Here is a 17,945-nt window from a genome sequence, read left to right as displayed (position 1 = left end):
CAGCGGTCAGCGCTGCATCAGCTCCGGGTAGTGGCGTTCCGTGACATCAGGGTGCGCGCGCATCCTGCCCTTGAGCATGTTCAGTCCGAAAGATGCCAGCATCGGGTTGGCCGGGTCGTCAGAGAGCCCCCGTGCCTGCGCCTTCAGCTCCGGCGGCAGCGGCACCGGATCGATGACGGCGTCCAGCCGCGGGGACCAGAAAAACGGTACGGAGTAGCGGTCCACGCCGGGCGGCGGGGCCTTGACTCTGTGGATGGTGGCAGCCAGGTACCCTTCGGTGGCCACCTCCAGCATCTCGCCAAGGTTCACCACGAGCGCACCGGGAATCGGCTCAACAGTTGCCCACTCGGTGGTCCCCGGCGGCAGGACTTCCAGCCCGCCGACCTCGTCCTGGAGCAGGAGGGTGACAAAACCATAGTCGGCGTGGGAACCCACACCCTGATCGCCGGCTGCTTCCACCACGCCGCCAACGTAGTGCACCAGCTTGCCCATCCAGGCGGGTTCATCACCAAAAGGCTCATCAAAGTGGTCCTCGGGCAGTCCGAGGGAGACCGCGATGCCGCGGAGCAGCTCCATGCCGACGCTGGACATCAGGTCAGCCCAGGCCATGGCGGCCGTCTTCAGCTCCGGCAACGCTTCATCCGGCCACATGTTGTGCCCCTGCAGCAGCCAGTAGGGCTGGTCTGCCGGGTAGTCCGGGACGGGCTCGCGTTCCGGTGAGTAGTCGATCTGCTCGCGCGCATCGGCCCTGCCCTGGGTGACTTCGGTACCCATCCGGGTATAGCCGCGGAAATGTGGTGAGAGCCTGTTGTCCAGCTTCATCCGCTCGTCGATGGGCAGGTTGAAGAAGCGCTTGATGAGGGCCAGGAGTTCCTCGGCCTGGCCGGGGGCGGCCCCGTAGCCGGTGATCTGGAAGAAACCCACGTTGTGTGCGGCATCCCGCAGTTGGTCAATGAATTCCGGACTGAACGAACCGTACGGTTGGCGGGCGGCGCTCATATCGAGAACTGGAATGGTTGCCGGATCGGGTGACATCTTCGCAGACTAGCACCGCCGGGTTGGGCTTTGTAGGCTCGCTCCATGGACGCAGCACAACTGAAGGCCTTCTGCCTGTCGTTTCCGGGCACCTTCGAGGATTTTCCCTTTGGTCCGGAGACGTCGGTCTTCAAGGTCCGCGCCGCCGTTTCCGGGGGAGTCCGGCACGAAGCGAAGATGTTCGCATTGTCCGCCCTGGACCAGGCGGACTGGTCGGTGAGCCTGAAGTGTGAGCCCGCGTTGGCCGAGCAGCTGCGTACGGCCCACCCGGAAATTACCGGTGCCTGGCACATGAACAAAACACACTGGAATGGCGTGCGGCTGGACGGGGACCTCCCGGACGCCATGGTCCGCGACATGGTGGAGGACTCCTACGACCTGGTGGTGGCCACCCTGAGCAGGAAGCAACAGGAGCAGCTGGGCTGGGCCAGGTTGACCGCCTCCCCGGAGGGCCCCGTTGGCTGAAAAGCGCCTGGCCGGAGGCCGGCTCGATTACCCCGGTGTCGGCGCCACCGAGAATGGCCGGCCGCCGGCGGGGTACCCGTCCCTGGTGTCCCAGGTCTACCTTGGTGACGGGCTGGGGCTCTACCGCCGGGTGGCGCATGGAATCCTGACGTGGGAGCTTCAGCGCAGGTCGGGGCTGCGGGTCCGGGCGGAGTCCGACGTCGTCCGGCCGGGAACACGCGTGGTGAGCGGATTCGGCGTCGGGCCTTTCCGCATCAACGCACCGTGTGAAGTGGTGTGGGTCCGGCGGCCGGTACCGGGCGAGGGGCCGCAGTCGGCTGGGTTCGGGTACGGAACGCTTCCCGGCCATCCGGCGCGTGGCGAAGAGGCCTTTGAGGTGGAGATCGACGACACCGGGCGGGTGTTTTTGAAGATCACTGCATTCAGCAGGCCGGCCAACTGGTTCTACCGCAGTGGTGGCCTGGTGACCAGGGCGGCGCAGCGGCACGTCACTTCGCGATACGTTGAAGGGGCACGCCAACTCGCCGCAGGTGAAAGCTGATCAGGAGAAGGTACATGCTGGACCAAGAGACCCTTGACCGCCTATGGAATTTTGAGGATCCCGGACTGTCCGAACAGCGTTTCCGGGACGCCATGGCCTCGGCTGGGTAGTTTAACCATCACCAACGGAAGGAAACCCATGATCTTTATCGTGGTTAAGTTCAAGGTCAAGCCCGACTGGTCCGGGCGCTGGCTCGGTCTCGTGGACGACTTTACGAAGGCTACCCGGGAGGAGCCCGGGAACCTCTGGTTCGACTGGTCCCGCAGCGTGGATGATCCGAACGAGTTTGTCCTGGTGGAAGCCTTCAAGGACGATGCCGCCGGGGACCACGTCAACAGCGCGCACTTCAAGCAGGCCATGGCTGCCATGCCGCAGGCCCTGGCCGAAACACCCCGGATCATCAGCCGCCAGCTCGACGGCGAGGGCTGGGACCGGATGGGCGAACTCACCATCTGACCCCCATCGATTGCTCCGTAGCGGCCCTTTTGACGCTTCATAACGGCGGTTACGGAGCAATCGATACGATAAGTGCATGTGGGTTGGCTGGATTGAATTCGACATCCTCCTGGGAGATGTCCAGAGCCTGAAGGAAAAACGTTCCGTCATCAGGCCGCTGCTCGCTGAGGTCAAGCGCCGCTTCGATGTCTCAGTTGCCGAGGTGGGGGACCACGATCAGTACCGGCGCTCGCAAGTGGGCGCAGGACTCGTGGCAGCGGACCGGGCGCACCTCGTGGAGGTGCTCACCGCCGTCGAACGTTTTGTGGCCGCGCGCCCGGAGCTTGAACTGCTCAGTGCCCGGCAGCGGGAGCTCCACAGCGAGGACTGACCCATCGATTGCTCCGTACCGGCCCTTTTGAAGCGTCAAAAGGGCGCCTGCGGAGCAATCGATGAAGGGTGTGGATAACTTCTGCAGTGTTCGCCGTCTTCTGCTCTGATGAAGCCATGAAGACCCCGCGCCCGCTGCCTGCGGAATTACAGGACCGCCCGTTCACAGTGGTTGAGGCGGCGCGCGCCGGGGTGTCGCAGAAGCGACTGCGACACCCGGCACTAAAGCGCCTCGGCAAGGGAATCCGGTCGGAAATCCCGACGGCGGAGCTCCCTTTGAGTGACAGGGTCCGGCCCTTCATCGAGGTCAACGAGCGATGCGCCGCGTCGCACGTCACCGCGGCGGAGATGCTCGTGCTGCCGCGCCGTCAGCAGACAGGGAATCCAGCGATGTTTCATGTGACCAGGCCTGAGGGCTCGGCACACCTGAACAGGCCGCATGTCATCGTGCACCGAATGAAGCTCTATAGCGACGAGGTCACCACAGTTGACGGGATTCCCGTAACCACACCGGAGCGGACGTGGCTGGACATGGCGGAAATGCTGACGGTGGACGAGCTTGTGGCCATGGGAGACAGCTGCGTTCGAGTACCGCGGGTGTCCTTTGAGGAACGGGACATGCCCCTGTGTAGTCTGGCCGACCTTCAGAGGATGATCGACAGGCATAAGGGAAAGCGCGGCCTGCGTAAGGCCAAGGAAGCCATCAAACTCATCCGGGTGGGTTCGGACTCGCCGCGGGAAACACTGCTTCGCCTGGCTATCGTGAGGGCCGGGCTGCCGGAACCGGAGTTAAACGTGCCCATCATTTCGGAAGATGGCGTGAGGCATCACGAGCCGGACCTGTCGTATCGGAAGTACCGGATCGGGGTGGAGTATGAAGGCGAACACCACGGTGAGGACGGGCAGATCGTCCGGGACATTGCCCGTTCCGAGAACTACCAGGCCCTGGGATGGACTGAGGTCCGCATCTCGAAGCGGCACATGCTGAACGACGCCAAGCCCGCGGTGGCCAAAATCCGCACGGCCTTGATCCAGGCGGGCTGGCGAAAGGGCCATTAAGTAACGATTGCTCCGTAACCGCCGTTTTGAGGGTTCAAAAGGGCGTTTACGGAGCAATCGAGGAAGGGGTTAGCCGAAGTACTTCGGCAGCGTCCCTTCGTGGGCTTCGCGGAGGGCCTCCAGCGACATGGTGTCCACGCCGTTGATCTCCAGCTGGTTGCTCGCGGCGTCCACCACGCCGATCCGGACGTGGGCAAAGCCGCGGGCCGTGCACATGTCCTTAAAGCGGACTTCCTCGGAGCGGGGCACGCCAACAATTGCGCGGCCCTGGGACTCGGAGAACAGGGCCGTGAACAGGTCAACTCCGTCGCGGTCCAGGACGTCCTGCAGCGCGATCCGGGCACCCACGCCGTAGCGCAGTGAGGACTCCACGAGTGCTGCCGCGAGGCCGCCTTCGGAGAGGTCGTGGGCGGAGTCCACCATGCCGTCGCGGGAGGCATTGATCAGGATTTCACCCAGCGCGCGCTCGGCGGCGAGGTCAACCTTGGGCGGAAGTCCGCCAAGGTGGCCGCGCATGTTGGCCCACTCGGAACCATCCAGTTCAGCCGCTGTTGTACCCAGCAGGTAAATGGCCATCCCGTCCTCACGCCAGCCTGACGGCGTGCGGCGCGCGACGTCGTCGAGCTTGCCCAGCACTGCCACCACGGGGGAGGGGTGGATGGGGGTGGTTCCGGTCTGGTTGTACAGCGAGACGTTGCCGCCGGTGACCGGGATGCCGAGCTCCATGCAGGCATCGGACAGGCCGCGGATGGCTTCGGCGAGCTGCCACATGACGTCCGGGTCCTCGGGGGAGCCGAAGTTCAGGCAGTCGCTGACGGCCATCGGCACGGCGCCGGAGGTGGCCACGTTGCGGTAGGCCTCGGCCAGGGCCAGCTGCGCGCCGTAGTACGGATCCAGGTAGGTGTAGCGGCCGTTGGCGTCGGTGGCCAGGGCAACGCCCAGGCCGGTTTCCTCGTCCACCCGGACCACGCCGGCATCGTCCGGGAACGCCATGGCGGTGTTGCCGCCGACGTAGCGGTCGTACTGGTTGGTGATCCATGCCTTGGAGCACATGTTCGGTGAGGCCACGAGCTCGGTGACGGCGGCAGCCAGTTCCGCGGGGCCGGCGGGGCGGCCGGCGTCCTGCACGGAGCCGGTGAAGGAATCGGACTGGACCGAGTCCTGCCATGAGGGACGGGCATATGGGCGGTCGTAGACCGGGCCGTCGTGTGCCACGGTGCGCGGGTCAACGTCCACGATGACGACGCCGTCCCACGTGATGATGAGGCGGCCGGTGTCGGTGACCTCGCCGAGCCAGGAGTACTCCACGGCCCACTTTTCCATCACAGCTTCGAAGGCTTCGATGTTCTCCGGGGTGACCACGGCCATCATGCGTTCCTGCGACTCGGACATCAGGATTTCGCCCGGAGTCAGCGTGGGGTCGCGCAGCAGCACGGAGGTCAGCTCAACCTGCATGCCGCCGTCGCCGTTGGATGCCAGTTCGGACGTGGCGCAGGAGATGCCCGCCGCGCCGAGGTCCTGGATACCCTCAACGAGGGAGCCCTTGAACAGCTCCAGGCAGCACTCGATCAGGACCTTCTCGGCGAAGGGGTCACCCACCTGCACGGCCGGGCGCTTGGAAGGCTTGGTGTCATCGAAGGACTCCGAGGCCAGCACCGAGGCGCCACCAATGCCGTCGCCGCCGGTGCGGGCACCGAACAGGACCACCTTGTTGCCCTTGCCCGAGGCGTTCGCGAGGCGGATGTCCTCGTGGCGCATCACGCCAACGGCCAGCGCGTTGACCAGCGGGTTGCCCTGGTAGATGGAGTCGAAGACCATTTCGCCGCCGATGTTCGGCAGGCCCAGCGAGTTGCCGTAGCCGCCGATGCCTGCCACGGCACCGTGCATAACGCGGGCGGTGTCCGGGTGGTCGATGGCACCGAAGCGCAGCGGATCCATCACGGCCACGGGACGGGCGCCCATGGAGATGATGTCGCGGACAATGCCGCCGATGCCGGTTGCCGCACCCTGGTAGGGCTCAACGAACGACGGCGAGTTGTGGGATTCTATCTTGAAGGTCACGGCCCAGCCGTCGCCCAGGTTGGTGACGCCGGCGTTTTCGCCGATGCCCACCAGCATGTCCTTCTTCATCTCGTCGGTCACCTTGTCGCCGAACTGGCGCAGGTGGTTCTTCGAGGACTTGTAGGAGCAGTGCTCGCTCCACATGACGGAGTACATGGCCAGTTCGGCGCCGGTGGGGCGGCGGCCCAGGACCTTAACTACCTCATCGAACTCGTTCTGCTTCAGGCCCAGTTCGGCCCAGGGCAGTTCGGTGTCCGGGGTCTTGGCAGCGTTCTCCACCGTGTCGATGTTGAACTTCTTGCTGGTTTCCGTGGTCACTTGGCGCCTCCCACAATCTTGTTCAGTACGGAGGTGAAGAAGCCGAGGCCGTCGGTATCGGACCCGCCGATGCCGTCCAGGGATTCGGGGCCGAAGCCAACCTCTGTGGCGTGCTCCGGGTGGGGCATGAGGCCCACCACGTTGCCGGCGGCGTTGGAGATGCCGGCGATGTCGCGGCGTGAGCCGTTCGGGTTGMAGCCCACGTAGCGGAAAGCCACGCGGCCTTCGGCCTCGAGCGCGTCCAGGGTTTTTTCGTCGGCGATGTACTGGCCRTCCTGGTTCTTCAGCGGMACMGTGATYTCCTGGCCGKCCTCGTAGTCCAGGGTCCACGCGGTGTTGCTGTTCTCAACCCGCAGGACCTGGTCGCGGCACAGGAACTTCAGATGGTCGTTYTTGATCATGGAGCCGGGCAGCAGGTGCGACTCGGTCAGGATCTGGAAGCCGTTGCAGATGCCCAGGACAGGCAGCTTGGCGTCGGAGTTCGCGGCGTCGATGATTTTGGCCATCAGCGGAGCGAAGCGGGCGATCGCGCCGGCGCGAAGGTAGTCACCGTAGGAGAAACCGCCGGGAATCACGACGGCGTCAACGTCACCCAGGGTGGTGTCCGCGTGCCAGAGCGGCACTGCGGTGCCGCCGGCCAGGCGGACCGCGCGCGCGGCGTCGCGGTCGTCCAGCGTGCCGGGGAAGGTCACGACGCCGATGCGGGCACCTGCGAGCCGCGGATTGGCGGCGACGGCGACTGCCTCGCCGATCAAAGGAAGCTCAGTCATGTCAGGCCTCGACGACCTCGACGTTGACGACGTCCTCGATCACGGGGTTGGACAGCAGGGTCTCGGCCGCTTCGCGGGCCTGGGCCAGGATCGCGTCCGTCACCTCGCCGTCGACCGTCAGTTCAAAACGCTTGCCCTGGCGGACAGAGCTAAAGCCGGTGAAGCCCAGGCGGGGCAGTGCACCCACGATGGCCTTCCCCTGCGGGTCCAGAATCTCGGGCTTGGGCATGACGTCAACAACGATCCGGGGCATCCGGCAACTCCTGTGCGTGAGCTTTGGGTAAGGGCGCAGCGGAGTGGTGCCGTCTTACGCCGTTCCAGAAATGTTGGGGGACCTGCTGTTTTGAACAGTGCCTTTAACAGTGAGGACGGGCGCTCCGCGAGCTTGCTAGCTCATTCTACCGGCCTGAGCCCCGGACCCCGTATTCGGTGGGCCCCGTCACTCTCATCGGCCGCTGAGGTCCCTCCGGGAGTGGAATAACGACGGCGGCTCTGGCCCCGCGGAGGCAGCGTCACTAGGATGGCGGAATGGCTGAGAAATCGAAATCCGTACTGTTACCGGTGATGGCCCTGGCTGTATTCGCCGGGTTAGGCCGCATGGTCATGCAGAAGATCAAAGCCGACCGGGCGGCCCGGGAAACCCGCATTGCCGGCCCCGTAGACGAAAAGACCCGCCAGTGGATCAGCGACGTGGTGCGCACCCCCAGGCAGTAGGCCAACCCCCACAGAACCAGGATTATCGAAGCGGGCGTCCCCAAAGGGGCGCCCGCTTTTCCGTATGCGCCAGGGCGCTCACCTGCGCATCTTTCGGAATCTCCTAGCCATGTGACGCTCTACACATTATGGTCATAGGATGTCGTATGTGGCACGTGGTATCCCTTGAGGGTAAGACCGCCCGCACGGCAAATTCTCCCGATTCCGCCGCGCTTTGCGGTGCCTTGAAAGGACATGAACTTGCGAATTTTCACCCCACGGAGCCGACGAAGGCGGGTTGCCCGCACGGCAGGAGCCGGCCTGGTGGCACTGGCACTGCTGGCAGGAACCGGCGTTGCCACGCAGGCCGCCCCGATCCCGCCGAGCAACCCGGCGTCAGCGCCCGGCGGCTTCACCGAGGCCAATATTGGTGCAGACCGCACAGCGGCCAACTTCTTCTACCGGATCCCCGCCTTGACCTACCTCGGCAACAACGTGGTCCTCGCCGCCTGGGACGGACGTCCCGGCAGTGCCGCGGATGCCCCCAATGCCAACTCGATCGTGCAACGCCGCAGCACTGACGGCGGCCAGACCTGGGGCTCTGTGCAGGTCATCGCCGCAGGATCTGTAGGCGATGCCAGCACTCCGAAGTACGGCTACAGCGACCCCTCCTATATCTACGACGAGGTAGCCGGCAAAGTCTTCGGGTTCTTCGTCTACTCCAAGGACCAGGGCTTTGGCGGAAGCCAGTTCGGCAACAACGACGCCGACCGCACAGTCATCTCCTCCGCTGTGATCGAGTCCTCGGACGGCGGCGTCACCTGGAGCCAGCCGCGGCTCATTACCAATGTCACGAAACCGGGCACCAGCAAGACCAGCCCCGTGGCCGGCGATGTCCGTTCCAACTTCGCGTCCTCCGGTGAAGGGATCCAGCTCAAGTACGGCCAGTACAAGGGCCGGCTCATCCAGCAATACGCCGGCGATGTCCGCCAGGCAGACGGCACCAACAGGATCCAGGCCTACAGCGTCTACTCGGACGATCACGGCGTCACCTGGCACAAAGGTGCCAACGTGGGGGACCGGATGGATGAGAACAAGACCGTTGAACTCTCAGACGGCCGCGTTCTGCTGAACTCCCGGGACAACGCCAACCAGGGCTACCGCAAGGTGGCCATCTCCTCCGACGGCGGCGCCACCTACGGGCCCGTGACCCAGGACACTGAACTGCCCGATCCGGCCAACAACGGTGCCATTGCCCGCATGTTCCCCTCGGCGGCGCAGGGCTCAGCCGACGCCAGCAAGCTCATCTTCACCAACTCCAACACCAAGACCGGCCGCGAGAACGTTTCAGCCCGGGTCTCCTGCGACGACGGTGCCACCTGGCCCGGCGTGCGCACCATCCGCTCTGGCTTCTCCGCCTACTCCACCGTGTCCCGGCTGGAGGACGGCAAGTTCGGCGTCCTGTACGAGGGCAACTACACGGACAATATCCAGTTCGCCAAGTTCGACGACGCCTGGCTGAATTACGCGTGCGCGCCGCTGTCCGTCCCCGCAGTCACCACCGCACCGGGCGCCACGTCGCAGGTAGCCGTCACCATGACCAACCAGGAGGCCGCCACCCTCTCGGGCGCCAACGCCACGGTCTACACCCCCAGTGGCTGGAACGCCACCACGGTACCCGTTCCCGACGTCGCTCCCGGCGCGTCTGCCACAGTCACCGTTGCCCTGACCGCACCCGCGAACGCCAGCGGCCCGCAAAACCTCAACGCGGCCTTCACGACGGCGGACGGCCGGGTTTCGCAGTTCACCTTCACCGCCACCGTTCCGGTGGCCCCGCAGGTGGGCCTCGCGATCACCGGAACGGCTCCCGCCCGCGATGTGGTCGCCAGCCCTTACCAGGCCGGCGAGGCCCTGACCTACGCACTGACCGTTAAGAGCACTGCCAACGTCACCGCCAACGCGGTCCCGGTGGCCGGGACCTTCGACTCCGGCTTCCTGCCGCCGACGGCCCCAAACTGCCGGTTCAACAACCTGGCTGCCGGTGCCAGCTACAACTGCACCACGGCCAAACACGTGGTGACGGCGGCCGACGTCGAACGTGGCTACTTCGTACCGGAGGCGAGCTTTAGCATTACCGCCAGCTCGACGCCGTCGCTCACGAAGACGGTCCCGTTCACGGGCGCTGCAGTCGCCCTGCGTGACGATCTGCTGGCCGCGGACATCAGCGGCGCGCGTGCCGATACCGGACGTGATCTTGGCACCCAGCCGTACGCTGCAGGTGACTCGGTTCCGTACACGTTCACCGTGGCGAACCCGAGTCCGCTCCTGGAGAAGGTGGTCCCCACCGCGGGCAACTTCAGCCCGTTCGTTCCGGACGGTCCGGGGAACTGCCGCTACAGTGCCCTGCCGGCCGGGCAAGGCTACACCTGCGCCACTCCGCGGCACACCGTGACCGGAGAGGAAGCCGACCAGGGCTTCTTCGTTCCCCGGACCACGTGGGAGATCAGCGCCGCGGGCCAGGCCACCAGGACGTACACGATCGACGGCGGCGAGGTGGACCTGAAGGTACGCGACGCCCAGTTGGCAGGGACCGTCACTGCCGAGTGGAACGACGCCGACGGCAGCCGCTTCGCCAGCGTGGGTGACACTGTTGTCTACACGTTCACCGTGGGCAACGCCGGCAACGTCGCCCTGACTGGCCTCACTGCCCCGGACGCTTCCATCAGCCAGGACGTCCTGGCCGTGGGTGGCACGGTGACGGCAACCCGTGAGCATGTCCTGACGGAAGCCGACATCGCGGCAGGCAAGCTCGGCGCTGTCTCCTTCCAGGCCAGCGCTTCCAACGGCGCCAAGGCCGTCACAGCCTCGGTATCCGGTGCTGATGTGGTTCTGAATCTGCAGCCGGCGCAGCCCGCAACGGACCCCGCCCTGGCCGTCAAGGACCTCGAAGGGCTGACCGCTCCCTTCGACCTGGGGACCCTTGACAAGTACCGCAACGGCCAGAAAGTCACGCTGAAGGGCCTCGACTACGGCCAGTGGTACTACGTTTACCTGAACAAAAAGAGCTACCGCATCGGCTGGCTCTTCCCCACCACGGACAACACGGTGGAGTTCATCCTGCCCTCCGACGTAAAGAACGGCCGCGACGACGTGGTGGTCCTGGACAAGGACGGCAAACAGGTTTCCTTTGACCGGCTGCAGGTGACGCCCAAGGGCTGAGTCCGGCTGGTTCCGTAACACCGCGGAAGGCTCCCTCGTGGGCCGGGCTCGTCCCGGGTCCCGCCCACGAAGGGGGCCTTTTCCGTGGCAACTCATGGCAACTCCTTGACCGGGCGGACCCTCAGCCGACTCAATGGATTTGCCCGGGGAACTCCCAGCAAGTGACCCATGGTGTCCAATCAAAGGAGATATGAGACATGGAAACAACCACACGGAAGAGGGTCAGTAGAACCCTCCGCGTGGGCATGGTGGTGGCGTTGGCGCTGGGGTTCACAGTGCCGACTGCCGCCACCGCCGAGGACCTGCCGTGGATGAACAAGGCCCTTGCGGCCGGGCAGCGTTCGGACCTGCTGATTCACGCGATGACGCTCGACCAGAAAGTCCAGCAGATTGCCATGAAGCCCGTGGCCAACACCACCATCCCCAACTGCGCCTTTTCAGCACAGGGCCGCCACGTCGAAGGCATCCCCGAGCTCGCCATTCCCACCCTCCGCATGACCAACGGACCGTTCGGCAATGGCGACTGCCTGGTGGCACCAACTTCCACCGGCCTGACCAGCGCCTTGACCGTTGCCTCGTCCTTCGATCCCGCCGTTTCGACGGCGTGGGGAGACATCATCGGCCAGGAAACCCGTGCGAGTGCCCACAACGTGTTGCTCACGCCCGGAATCAACCTGGGCCGTGTGGCCAACGCCGGCCGCAACTTCGAGTACTTCGGCGAAGACCCATACCTCGCCGGTGTCATGGCCGTCGCCCAGGTGAACGCCGTGCAGGCCCAGGGGGTCCAGTCGGTGGCCAAACACTTCGCCGCCAACGAACAGGAAACCGGCCGGAACACGATGGACACCATCGTGGATGACCGGACCATGCACGAGCTCTACCTGCTGCCGTTCGAAATGACCATCCAGGAAGCCAACCTGGCGTCGGTGATGTGCTCGTACCCGCACCTGAACGGCGTATACGCCTGTGAGAACAAGGAGCTGCTGACCGACTGGCTCCGCGACGACCTCGGCTTCGAGGGATACGTCATGTCTGACCGCGGGGCAACCCACAGCACCGCCCCCGCGATCAAGGCGGGCCTTGATCTGGAGTTCGCCAGCCCGCGCTGGTTCACCCCCGAATTCATTAAGGCGGCGCTCGCATCGGGCGAGCTTGTGGAAGCCGACATCGACCAGCAACTCCACCGCCGCTTCACCGTGATGTTCGAACTCGGACAGTTCGATGACCCGATCAATTCCCTGACGCCCATCGACTTCGCCACCAACGGACAGCGGATCCAGGACATCGGCGAGAAGGGCAGCGTACTGCTGAAGAACACCAACCGCACCCTGCCGCTGAAGGCGAACGCACTCAACACTGTGGCCTTGATCGGCGCCCCGACCTTCGCCGGTGCCGCGAAATTCAACTCCCAGGGACCCTCCGACGCCATCGTCGTGACCTCCCCCTACACGGTGACTCCCGAGCAGGGCCTGAACAACGCCCTCAACGCGCTCGGTTCAAACGCCACGGTCACCTATAACAACGCCACTGACATCGCCGCCGCCGCCGCCCTGGCAGCAACGTCCGACGTCGCCGTCGTGATGGTCGGTGACATCTCGCGCGAAGGCGTTGACCGCGCCTCACTTGCACTGCCCGTCCGGGACGGGGTGGACCAGGACGCCCTGGTGGCGGCGGTGGTCGCCGCAAATCCCAATACCGTTGTTGTGCTCAAGAACGGCGGCGCGGTGCTGCTCCCGTGGCTTGACAAGGTTCCGGCTGTCCTCGAAGCCTGGTACCCGGCGCAGGAGGACGGCAATATTGTGGCCAATCTGCTGTTCGGCATTGAAAACCCGTCCGGCAAACTGCCCATCAGTTTTCCCACCCAGGAACGCGAAGCGGCATTCGCCACGACTGCCCAGTTCCCGGGCATTGACCCCGACGGCGCCGGCCCGCTCCCGCTGACTGCCACCTACAGCGAGGGCTTGGAAATGGGGTACCGCTGGTACGACGCCAACAAGGTCAAGCCGACCTTCGCGTTCGGGCACGGCCTGTCCTACACCGATTTCGAGATCTCGAAGCTTGTTGTGACACCGAAGAAGACCGATGGCACGCACCAGATCGATGTGTCCTTCTTCATCAAGAACACAGGCGACGTTGCCGGTGCCGAAGTGGGCCAGGTCTATCTGGGCCTGCCGGCCTCGGCGAACCAGCCGCCGAAGCGCCTGGTCGGGTTCGACAAGGTCATGCTGAACCCGGGCGAGAAGAAGCGCGTCACAGTGACCATCGATCCCGGTGCAGCGAATCACCCGTTGTCGGTCTGGGACGAGGCAACGGACAAGTGGTCAACCCCCAATGGCGACTACACCGTGTACGTGGGCAACTCCTCAGACAACGTCGCACTGCAGCAGAGCATCACCATCCGGACGCCGGGCGGAAAATAGCCTCCTGCTTTCGACTGACCAGTAGTACATCCTGTCCCCGGGGCCGGCGCTCCCTCAAGCCGAAGGAGCGCCGGCCCCGGGCGTTTCCCCGGAGTAATAGAGGTGACGTAGTTGTCAAATTGGTTGACAAGCAAGGCAACCGGTTGCATGATCTGATAAGTCGTATTCCGCGGCTCTCGAAGATGAGAGAAGGTGGACCTTTGATGGACCAAAGCCTGCCCACCATTTACGACGTGGCGCGTGCCGCCGCAGTTTCCCCCTCAACGGTTTCGCGGGCCTTCGCCCGTCCCGGCCGCGTTAGCCACAGCACCGCGGAGCGCATCTTTGCCGCCGCCGCAGAGGTTGGATACAGGTCTACGCACGTCCGCGGCGGCGTTTACACAAGCGGCGAAAAACGTTCGGTGATCGCCCTGGTCATCGCGGACATGCGTAACCCGGCATTTGCCGAAATGGCCCGCGGTGCGGAGGCTGCCGCGGCTGCAAGCGGCTACGTGATGCTGCTTGCGCACACCCGGGAATCCGAACAGCAGGAACACCTCGCCATTGAGCGGCTGTTGCCCGCGGTGGACGGGATTGTCCTGACGAGTTCCCGGATGCCGGACCTCGCCATCCGGATGATTGCCAGGCAAAAGCCCACCATCGTGATGAACAGGGTCGTCTCTGATGTGCCCAGCGCAGTCTCGGACAATGCCCGCGGGATGATGCGTGCAGCCGAGCACCTGCGGGATCTGGGCCACCACACCATCGCCTACCTTGCGGGACCCGAAGCGTCGTGGGCGGACGGCATGCGCTGGCGTTCCCTGCGTGAGGCGGCCTCAGGGTTGGAGCTGTGCGTACGCCGCCTGGGTCCAGGCGTACCCACCGTCCGCGGTGGCGAAGACGCGGCCCTGGAATGGCTGCGAAACCGGACCTCCGCGGTGATCGCCTATAACGACCAGATGGCCATGGGCTTCATCCGCGCTCTCCAAAGGCGATGCATCAGCGTTCCGGAAGAGGTCAGCGTGGTGGGCTTCGACAACAGCTACGAAGCGGGCCTCGTTGCTCCTTCGCTGACCACCGTGGAGGCTCCGCTGTATGCACTCGGATCAAGCGCGGTAACCAACCTGCTGGCGTTTGCCCGCGGCGCACAGCCCCGGTCGGGGCAGCCGCTGGTCCTGCCAACGCGCCTCATAGTCCGGGGATCGACGTCCGTTTCGGCTGGTCTTCCGGCATCCGCTTGAAAGTTGGATGATTGACCCACAACGCGGATGTGTTCTATGTCATATTGAGCTCTCATTCTGTACTGTTTGTAACGGCTGGTCACAGCATTACAAAACCTGTAATGCGATATGCCGTTCCCAGCTGCTCCAGACCGGCACCGTGGCCGGCCGTTCCTCGTGAAAGGTGTAGTCGCTCGTGAAATCAACTGCAAAACGCCCCCTCCGGGGCAGGGGACTCCGGAAAGCGACGGCATTTGCCGTTGGCCTGCCGCTACTCCTCACCTCGATGGCGATGAGCCCCGCTACCGCGGCGCCCGCCGGGCTGAATACGGCAATAACCGCACAAAAATCCGCGGCGAGTGACTTCCAGGATGGCCGCTACATTGTGGTCCTCGCGGCCAAGGCCGCGGCCGCCTATGACGGGGAGACCCCTGGCCTGCTGGCTACCAAGCCACAGAACGGCCGGAAGCTTGACGAGGACAGCCCTAATTACAAGGCCTACGACGCGCACCTCCGCAAGACCCAGCGGGACGTGGCCTCCCAACAGGGTGTGACGCCGTCGAAACAGTTCACGGCGGCCCTGAACGGGTTCACTGCAGAACTGACGGCAGCGCAGGCAGGCGAACTTTCCAAGGACGCCAGAGTGCTGGCGGTGGAGCCCGACGTCCAACATGCCCCCGACTACACCACCGGCGATTTCCTGAAGCTCACCGGCGAGGAAGGCGCGTGGGAGACCCGATTCGGCGGCGAGGAGAACGCCGGCAAGGGGATTGTGGTGGGAGTGATCGATTCGGGTTATGCCCCGGATAATCCGTTTCTCCAGGGTGAGCCGGTTAAGCCTCTCAGCGGCCCCGCGGAGATGGGCGTGCCCTACCGCGCCGCCGACGGCCGGATCGCCATGCTTAAGGCTGATGGCACCACATTCGAAGGCGAGTGCCAGAAGGGTGTGGGTACCGGGGCCGGGTTCGACGGGACGCTGTGCAATTCCAAGGTTCTCAGCGCCCGCTACTTCGCTGACGCCTACCTGCAGTCCGTGAAGCCGGAAAACAGGGCCCCGCAGGAGCTGATCTCCCCGGTCGACGTGGGTAGTCACGGCACGCATACGGCCACCACGGCTGCCGGCAACGCCAACGTTGAGCAGGTGCTCGACGGCATGAGCTTCGGCAAGAGCTCCGGCGTGGCACCCGCCGCAAAGGTTTCGGTCTACAAGATCTGCTGGGAGGATGACAACCCGGCTACCGGCGGTTGCTATACCTCGTCATCAGTCGAAGCGATTGATGCCGCCACAAAAGACGGCGTTGATGTCCTGAACTACTCCATCTCAGGCAATACGGACAGCACCACTGATCCAGTGGCGCTGGCTTTCCTTAATGCTGCCGCGGCCGGAGTGTTCATCGCCGCCTCCGCCGGTAACTCCGGGCCGGTCGCGTCCACCGTCAACCATGCGTCGCCGTGGCTGACCACGGTGGCGGCCTCCACTTTCCCCAGTGAACTGCTTGGAACAGTCAAGGTTTCGGACGGAACCCTGTACCGCGGTGCCTCCATCATGAAAACCGAAGTCACAGACAAGCCGGCGATTGTTGCTGCGGCCGCTGCAGCCGCAGGTGCGGCCAACCCCAGCCTGTGCGGACCCGGCACTCTCGATGCGGCCAAGGTGGCCGGCAAGGTCGTAGTCTGCGACCGCGGCGTGGTGGACCGGACGGCCAAGAGCCTTGAGGTACAGAGCAAGGGCGGTGTGGGCATGATCCTGGTCAACCTCACCAACAGCTCGGAAGACGCCGACAACCACGTCCTCCCCACCGTCCACGTCAACGCCCCCAAGAGCCTGGAACTGAAGTCCAAGCTCGAGGGAGACGCCGCCCTCACGGTCAGCCTCGTCAAGGGCGACCTCACCGATGAACCGCTGCCTCCCGCCCCGCAGGTGGCCGGGTTCTCGTCCCGGGGCCCCACCCTGGCATCCGGCGGGGACCTCCTCAAGCCGGACATTTCCGCCCCTGGCGTCAACGTCCTTGCCGGCGTTTCCACCATCGGCAACAAGGGCGCCCAGTTCGGGTTTATGTCCGGTACGTCCATGGCAGCACCGCACATCGCCGGTTTCGGCGCCCTGGTGCTCAGCAAGCAGCCGCACTGGAGCCCTGCGACGGTCAAGTCCGCCATGATGACCACCGCCTACCCGCTGGTCAACGCTGACGGCACGCCCAACCGGAATCCGTTCGACGGCGGCGCCGGTCAGATCGACTCCCTGCGTGTGCTCGATCCGGGCCTGGTCTACGACTCGGGCATCCAGGACTGGCTGGGGTTCCTGAACGGGCAAGGTGTGGCTACGGGCGCGCCGCAGGCCGGCACGGTCGCCGCCCAGGACCTGAACCTGCCGTCCATTGCCCTGGGCAGCCTGGTGGGTGAGGTGCAGGTCAAACGCCAACTGACGGCGCTCGTCCCGGGCATGTACCGGCCGCAGGTGGAGATGCCGGGCTTCAAGGTTAAGGTAGAGCCGCAGGCGTTGAATTTCGCCAAGGCAGGTCAGACCCGTGAAGTGACCCTCACCATCCGAAACGTCAGCGCTCCGGTCGGTAAGTTCACCACCGGCACACTGACCTGGAAGGGTCCGCGGACCGTCACCTCACCCATGGCCGTGCGGCCCGTCGACGCGCGGATCGCGCCGTCCTTCTCCTTCAGTTCCGCCACCGGAACCGGCAGCGGAACCATGGACCTCGTGTCCGGCTCCGATGCTCCCCTTGCCGTGGCAGTGGAGGGTCTTGCCCCGATGAGCCAGGCCGCCGTTTCCAAGACGCCGGGTGCTTACGCGGCAACCAATGATCCGCACAACGCCCTCGTGAGCGTGACGGTTCCGGCCGGTACCACTTTTGCCCGCCTTGGGGTGCAAGCGGAAAAGAACGACGTCGACTGGGACATGGTGGTTTACGCACCGAATGGCGCGGGCGGGTTAGTGCCCATACAGGTGGCGACGGCTTCGGCCAGTGAGTTCCTGGAGCTGGAGTCGCCGCAGGCCGGCACGTACTACATCGTGGCCAACCTCTACTCCACACCGGACAAGGGTGCCGCCAAGGCAACGGTCCAGGCGGCCTCCCTCTCGGGTGATGCCGGGAACCTGACGGTCACTCCGAATCCGATCGTGGCGCCGAATGGCCAAGCCACGGCAACAACGCTGAACTGGACGCGGCTCTCGGAGGGCTCCTACCTGTCCCGCCTCAAGCTGGGGGAAAACGGGATCAAAACCCTGGTCAATGTCCAGGTGGGAGCCGCTGCCGCAAAGGCCCCGGCGGGTGCTCCGCTTATGTCGCCCGCGGACAGGATCCCGGCCGGCTAAGGCGGGGATAAG

The 17,945-nt window shown here is 64.8% G+C and carries 14 protein-coding genes; 10 read left to right on the top strand and 4 right to left on the bottom strand.

Annotated features, from left to right (window positions below; all coding sequences use genetic code 11):
• Nucleotides 1-6: 6 nt before the first annotated feature.
• On the bottom strand, nt 7-1,035 hold the full coding sequence (locus tag AC1DIM_RS01045) for an isopenicillin N synthase family dioxygenase (RefSeq protein WP_477708638.1): 1,029 nt from the start codon (nt 1,033-1,035) through the stop codon (nt 7-9).
• A gap of 45 nt (nt 1,036-1,080) precedes the next feature.
• On the opposite strand from AC1DIM_RS01045, the gene AC1DIM_RS01040 reads away from it, so the two are divergent.
• The 5 genes from AC1DIM_RS01040 to AC1DIM_RS01020 all read left to right on the top strand — a co-directional run bounded on the left by AC1DIM_RS01040 (nt 1,081) and on the right by AC1DIM_RS01020 (nt 3,925).
• Nucleotides 1,081-1,500 (top strand): MmcQ/YjbR family DNA-binding protein, encoded by a 420-nt coding sequence (locus AC1DIM_RS01040; RefSeq protein ID WP_477708637.1) that lies wholly within the window; start codon nt 1,081-1,083, stop codon nt 1,498-1,500.
• Entirely contained in the window at nt 1,493-2,041 is a 549-nt protein-coding gene (locus AC1DIM_RS01035; RefSeq protein ID WP_477708636.1) for a DUF1990 family protein, read from the top strand. The genes AC1DIM_RS01040 and AC1DIM_RS01035 overlap by 8 nt, the downstream gene beginning before the upstream one ends.
• Nucleotides 2,042-2,179: 138 nt before the next feature.
• Nucleotides 2,180-2,497 (top strand): putative quinol monooxygenase, encoded by a 318-nt coding sequence (locus AC1DIM_RS01030; protein WP_477708635.1) that lies wholly within the window; start codon nt 2,180-2,182, stop codon nt 2,495-2,497.
• A gap of 76 nt (nt 2,498-2,573) precedes the next feature.
• Nucleotides 2,574-2,867 carry a DUF503 domain-containing protein gene (locus AC1DIM_RS01025; protein ID WP_477708634.1) on the top strand — a complete coding sequence of 98 codons (294 nt, stop codon included), beginning with the start codon at nt 2,574-2,576 and terminating at the stop codon, nt 2,865-2,867.
• A gap of 116 nt (nt 2,868-2,983) precedes the next feature.
• A complete protein-coding gene (locus tag AC1DIM_RS01020; protein WP_477708633.1) occupies nt 2,984-3,925 on the top strand; it encodes a hypothetical protein in 942 nt (313 codons plus the stop codon).
• A gap of 69 nt (nt 3,926-3,994) precedes the next feature.
• Here the strand turns inward: AC1DIM_RS01020 and purL are convergent, their stop codons facing one another.
• From purL to purS, 3 genes are read right to left on the bottom strand one after another with little or no spacing between them, the layout of a single operon-like run.
• Nucleotides 3,995-6,304, bottom strand: a complete 2,310-nt coding sequence (gene purL / locus AC1DIM_RS01015) for a phosphoribosylformylglycinamidine synthase subunit PurL (RefSeq protein ID WP_477708632.1) — start codon at nt 6,302-6,304, stop codon at nt 3,995-3,997.
• The gene (purQ, locus tag AC1DIM_RS01010; protein WP_477708631.1) at nt 6,301-7,074 is read right to left on the bottom strand and encodes a phosphoribosylformylglycinamidine synthase subunit PurQ; all 774 of its coding nucleotides are present in this window, start codon (nt 7,072-7,074) and stop codon (nt 6,301-6,303) included. Before purQ ends, purL begins: the two co-directional genes overlap by 4 nt.
• A gap of 1 nt (nt 7,075) precedes the next feature.
• Nucleotides 7,076-7,327, bottom strand: coding sequence for a phosphoribosylformylglycinamidine synthase subunit PurS (purS, locus tag AC1DIM_RS01005; RefSeq protein WP_066287204.1), 252 nt, complete (start codon nt 7,325-7,327; stop codon nt 7,076-7,078).
• A gap of 275 nt (nt 7,328-7,602) precedes the next feature.
• On the opposite strand from purS, the gene AC1DIM_RS01000 reads away from it, so the two are divergent.
• From AC1DIM_RS01000 to AC1DIM_RS00980, 5 genes are all read left to right on the top strand, one after another.
• Nucleotides 7,603-7,788 carry a hypothetical protein gene (locus tag AC1DIM_RS01000; RefSeq protein ID WP_477708630.1) on the top strand — a complete coding sequence of 62 codons (186 nt, stop codon included), beginning with the start codon at nt 7,603-7,605 and terminating at the stop codon, nt 7,786-7,788.
• Between the two features lie 234 nt (nt 7,789-8,022).
• The gene (locus tag AC1DIM_RS00995; RefSeq protein WP_477708629.1) at nt 8,023-10,986 is read left to right on the top strand and encodes an exo-alpha-sialidase; all 2,964 of its coding nucleotides are present in this window, start codon (nt 8,023-8,025) and stop codon (nt 10,984-10,986) included.
• A 197-nt stretch (nt 10,987-11,183) separates the two neighbouring features.
• Nucleotides 11,184-13,406 carry a beta-glucosidase gene (locus AC1DIM_RS00990; protein ID WP_477708628.1) on the top strand — a complete coding sequence of 741 codons (2,223 nt, stop codon included), beginning with the start codon at nt 11,184-11,186 and terminating at the stop codon, nt 13,404-13,406.
• Nucleotides 13,407-13,609: 203 nt separating this feature from the next.
• Nucleotides 13,610-14,626: a LacI family DNA-binding transcriptional regulator gene (locus tag AC1DIM_RS00985; protein WP_477708627.1), complete on the top strand. Its 1,017-nt coding sequence runs from the start codon at nt 13,610-13,612 to the stop codon at nt 14,624-14,626.
• A gap of 265 nt (nt 14,627-14,891) precedes the next feature.
• Complete coding sequence (locus AC1DIM_RS00980; protein ID WP_477708740.1) at nt 14,892-17,933, top strand: S8 family serine peptidase; 3,042 nt, start codon at nt 14,892-14,894, stop codon at nt 17,931-17,933.
• The last annotated feature ends 12 nt before the right edge of the window (nt 17,934-17,945 follow it).

This window comes from Pseudarthrobacter sp. 01T43, from assembly GCF_056398665.1.
Note: the sequence above shows the minus strand (reverse complement) of the source record. Positions and strands in the feature narration are given on the sequence as shown.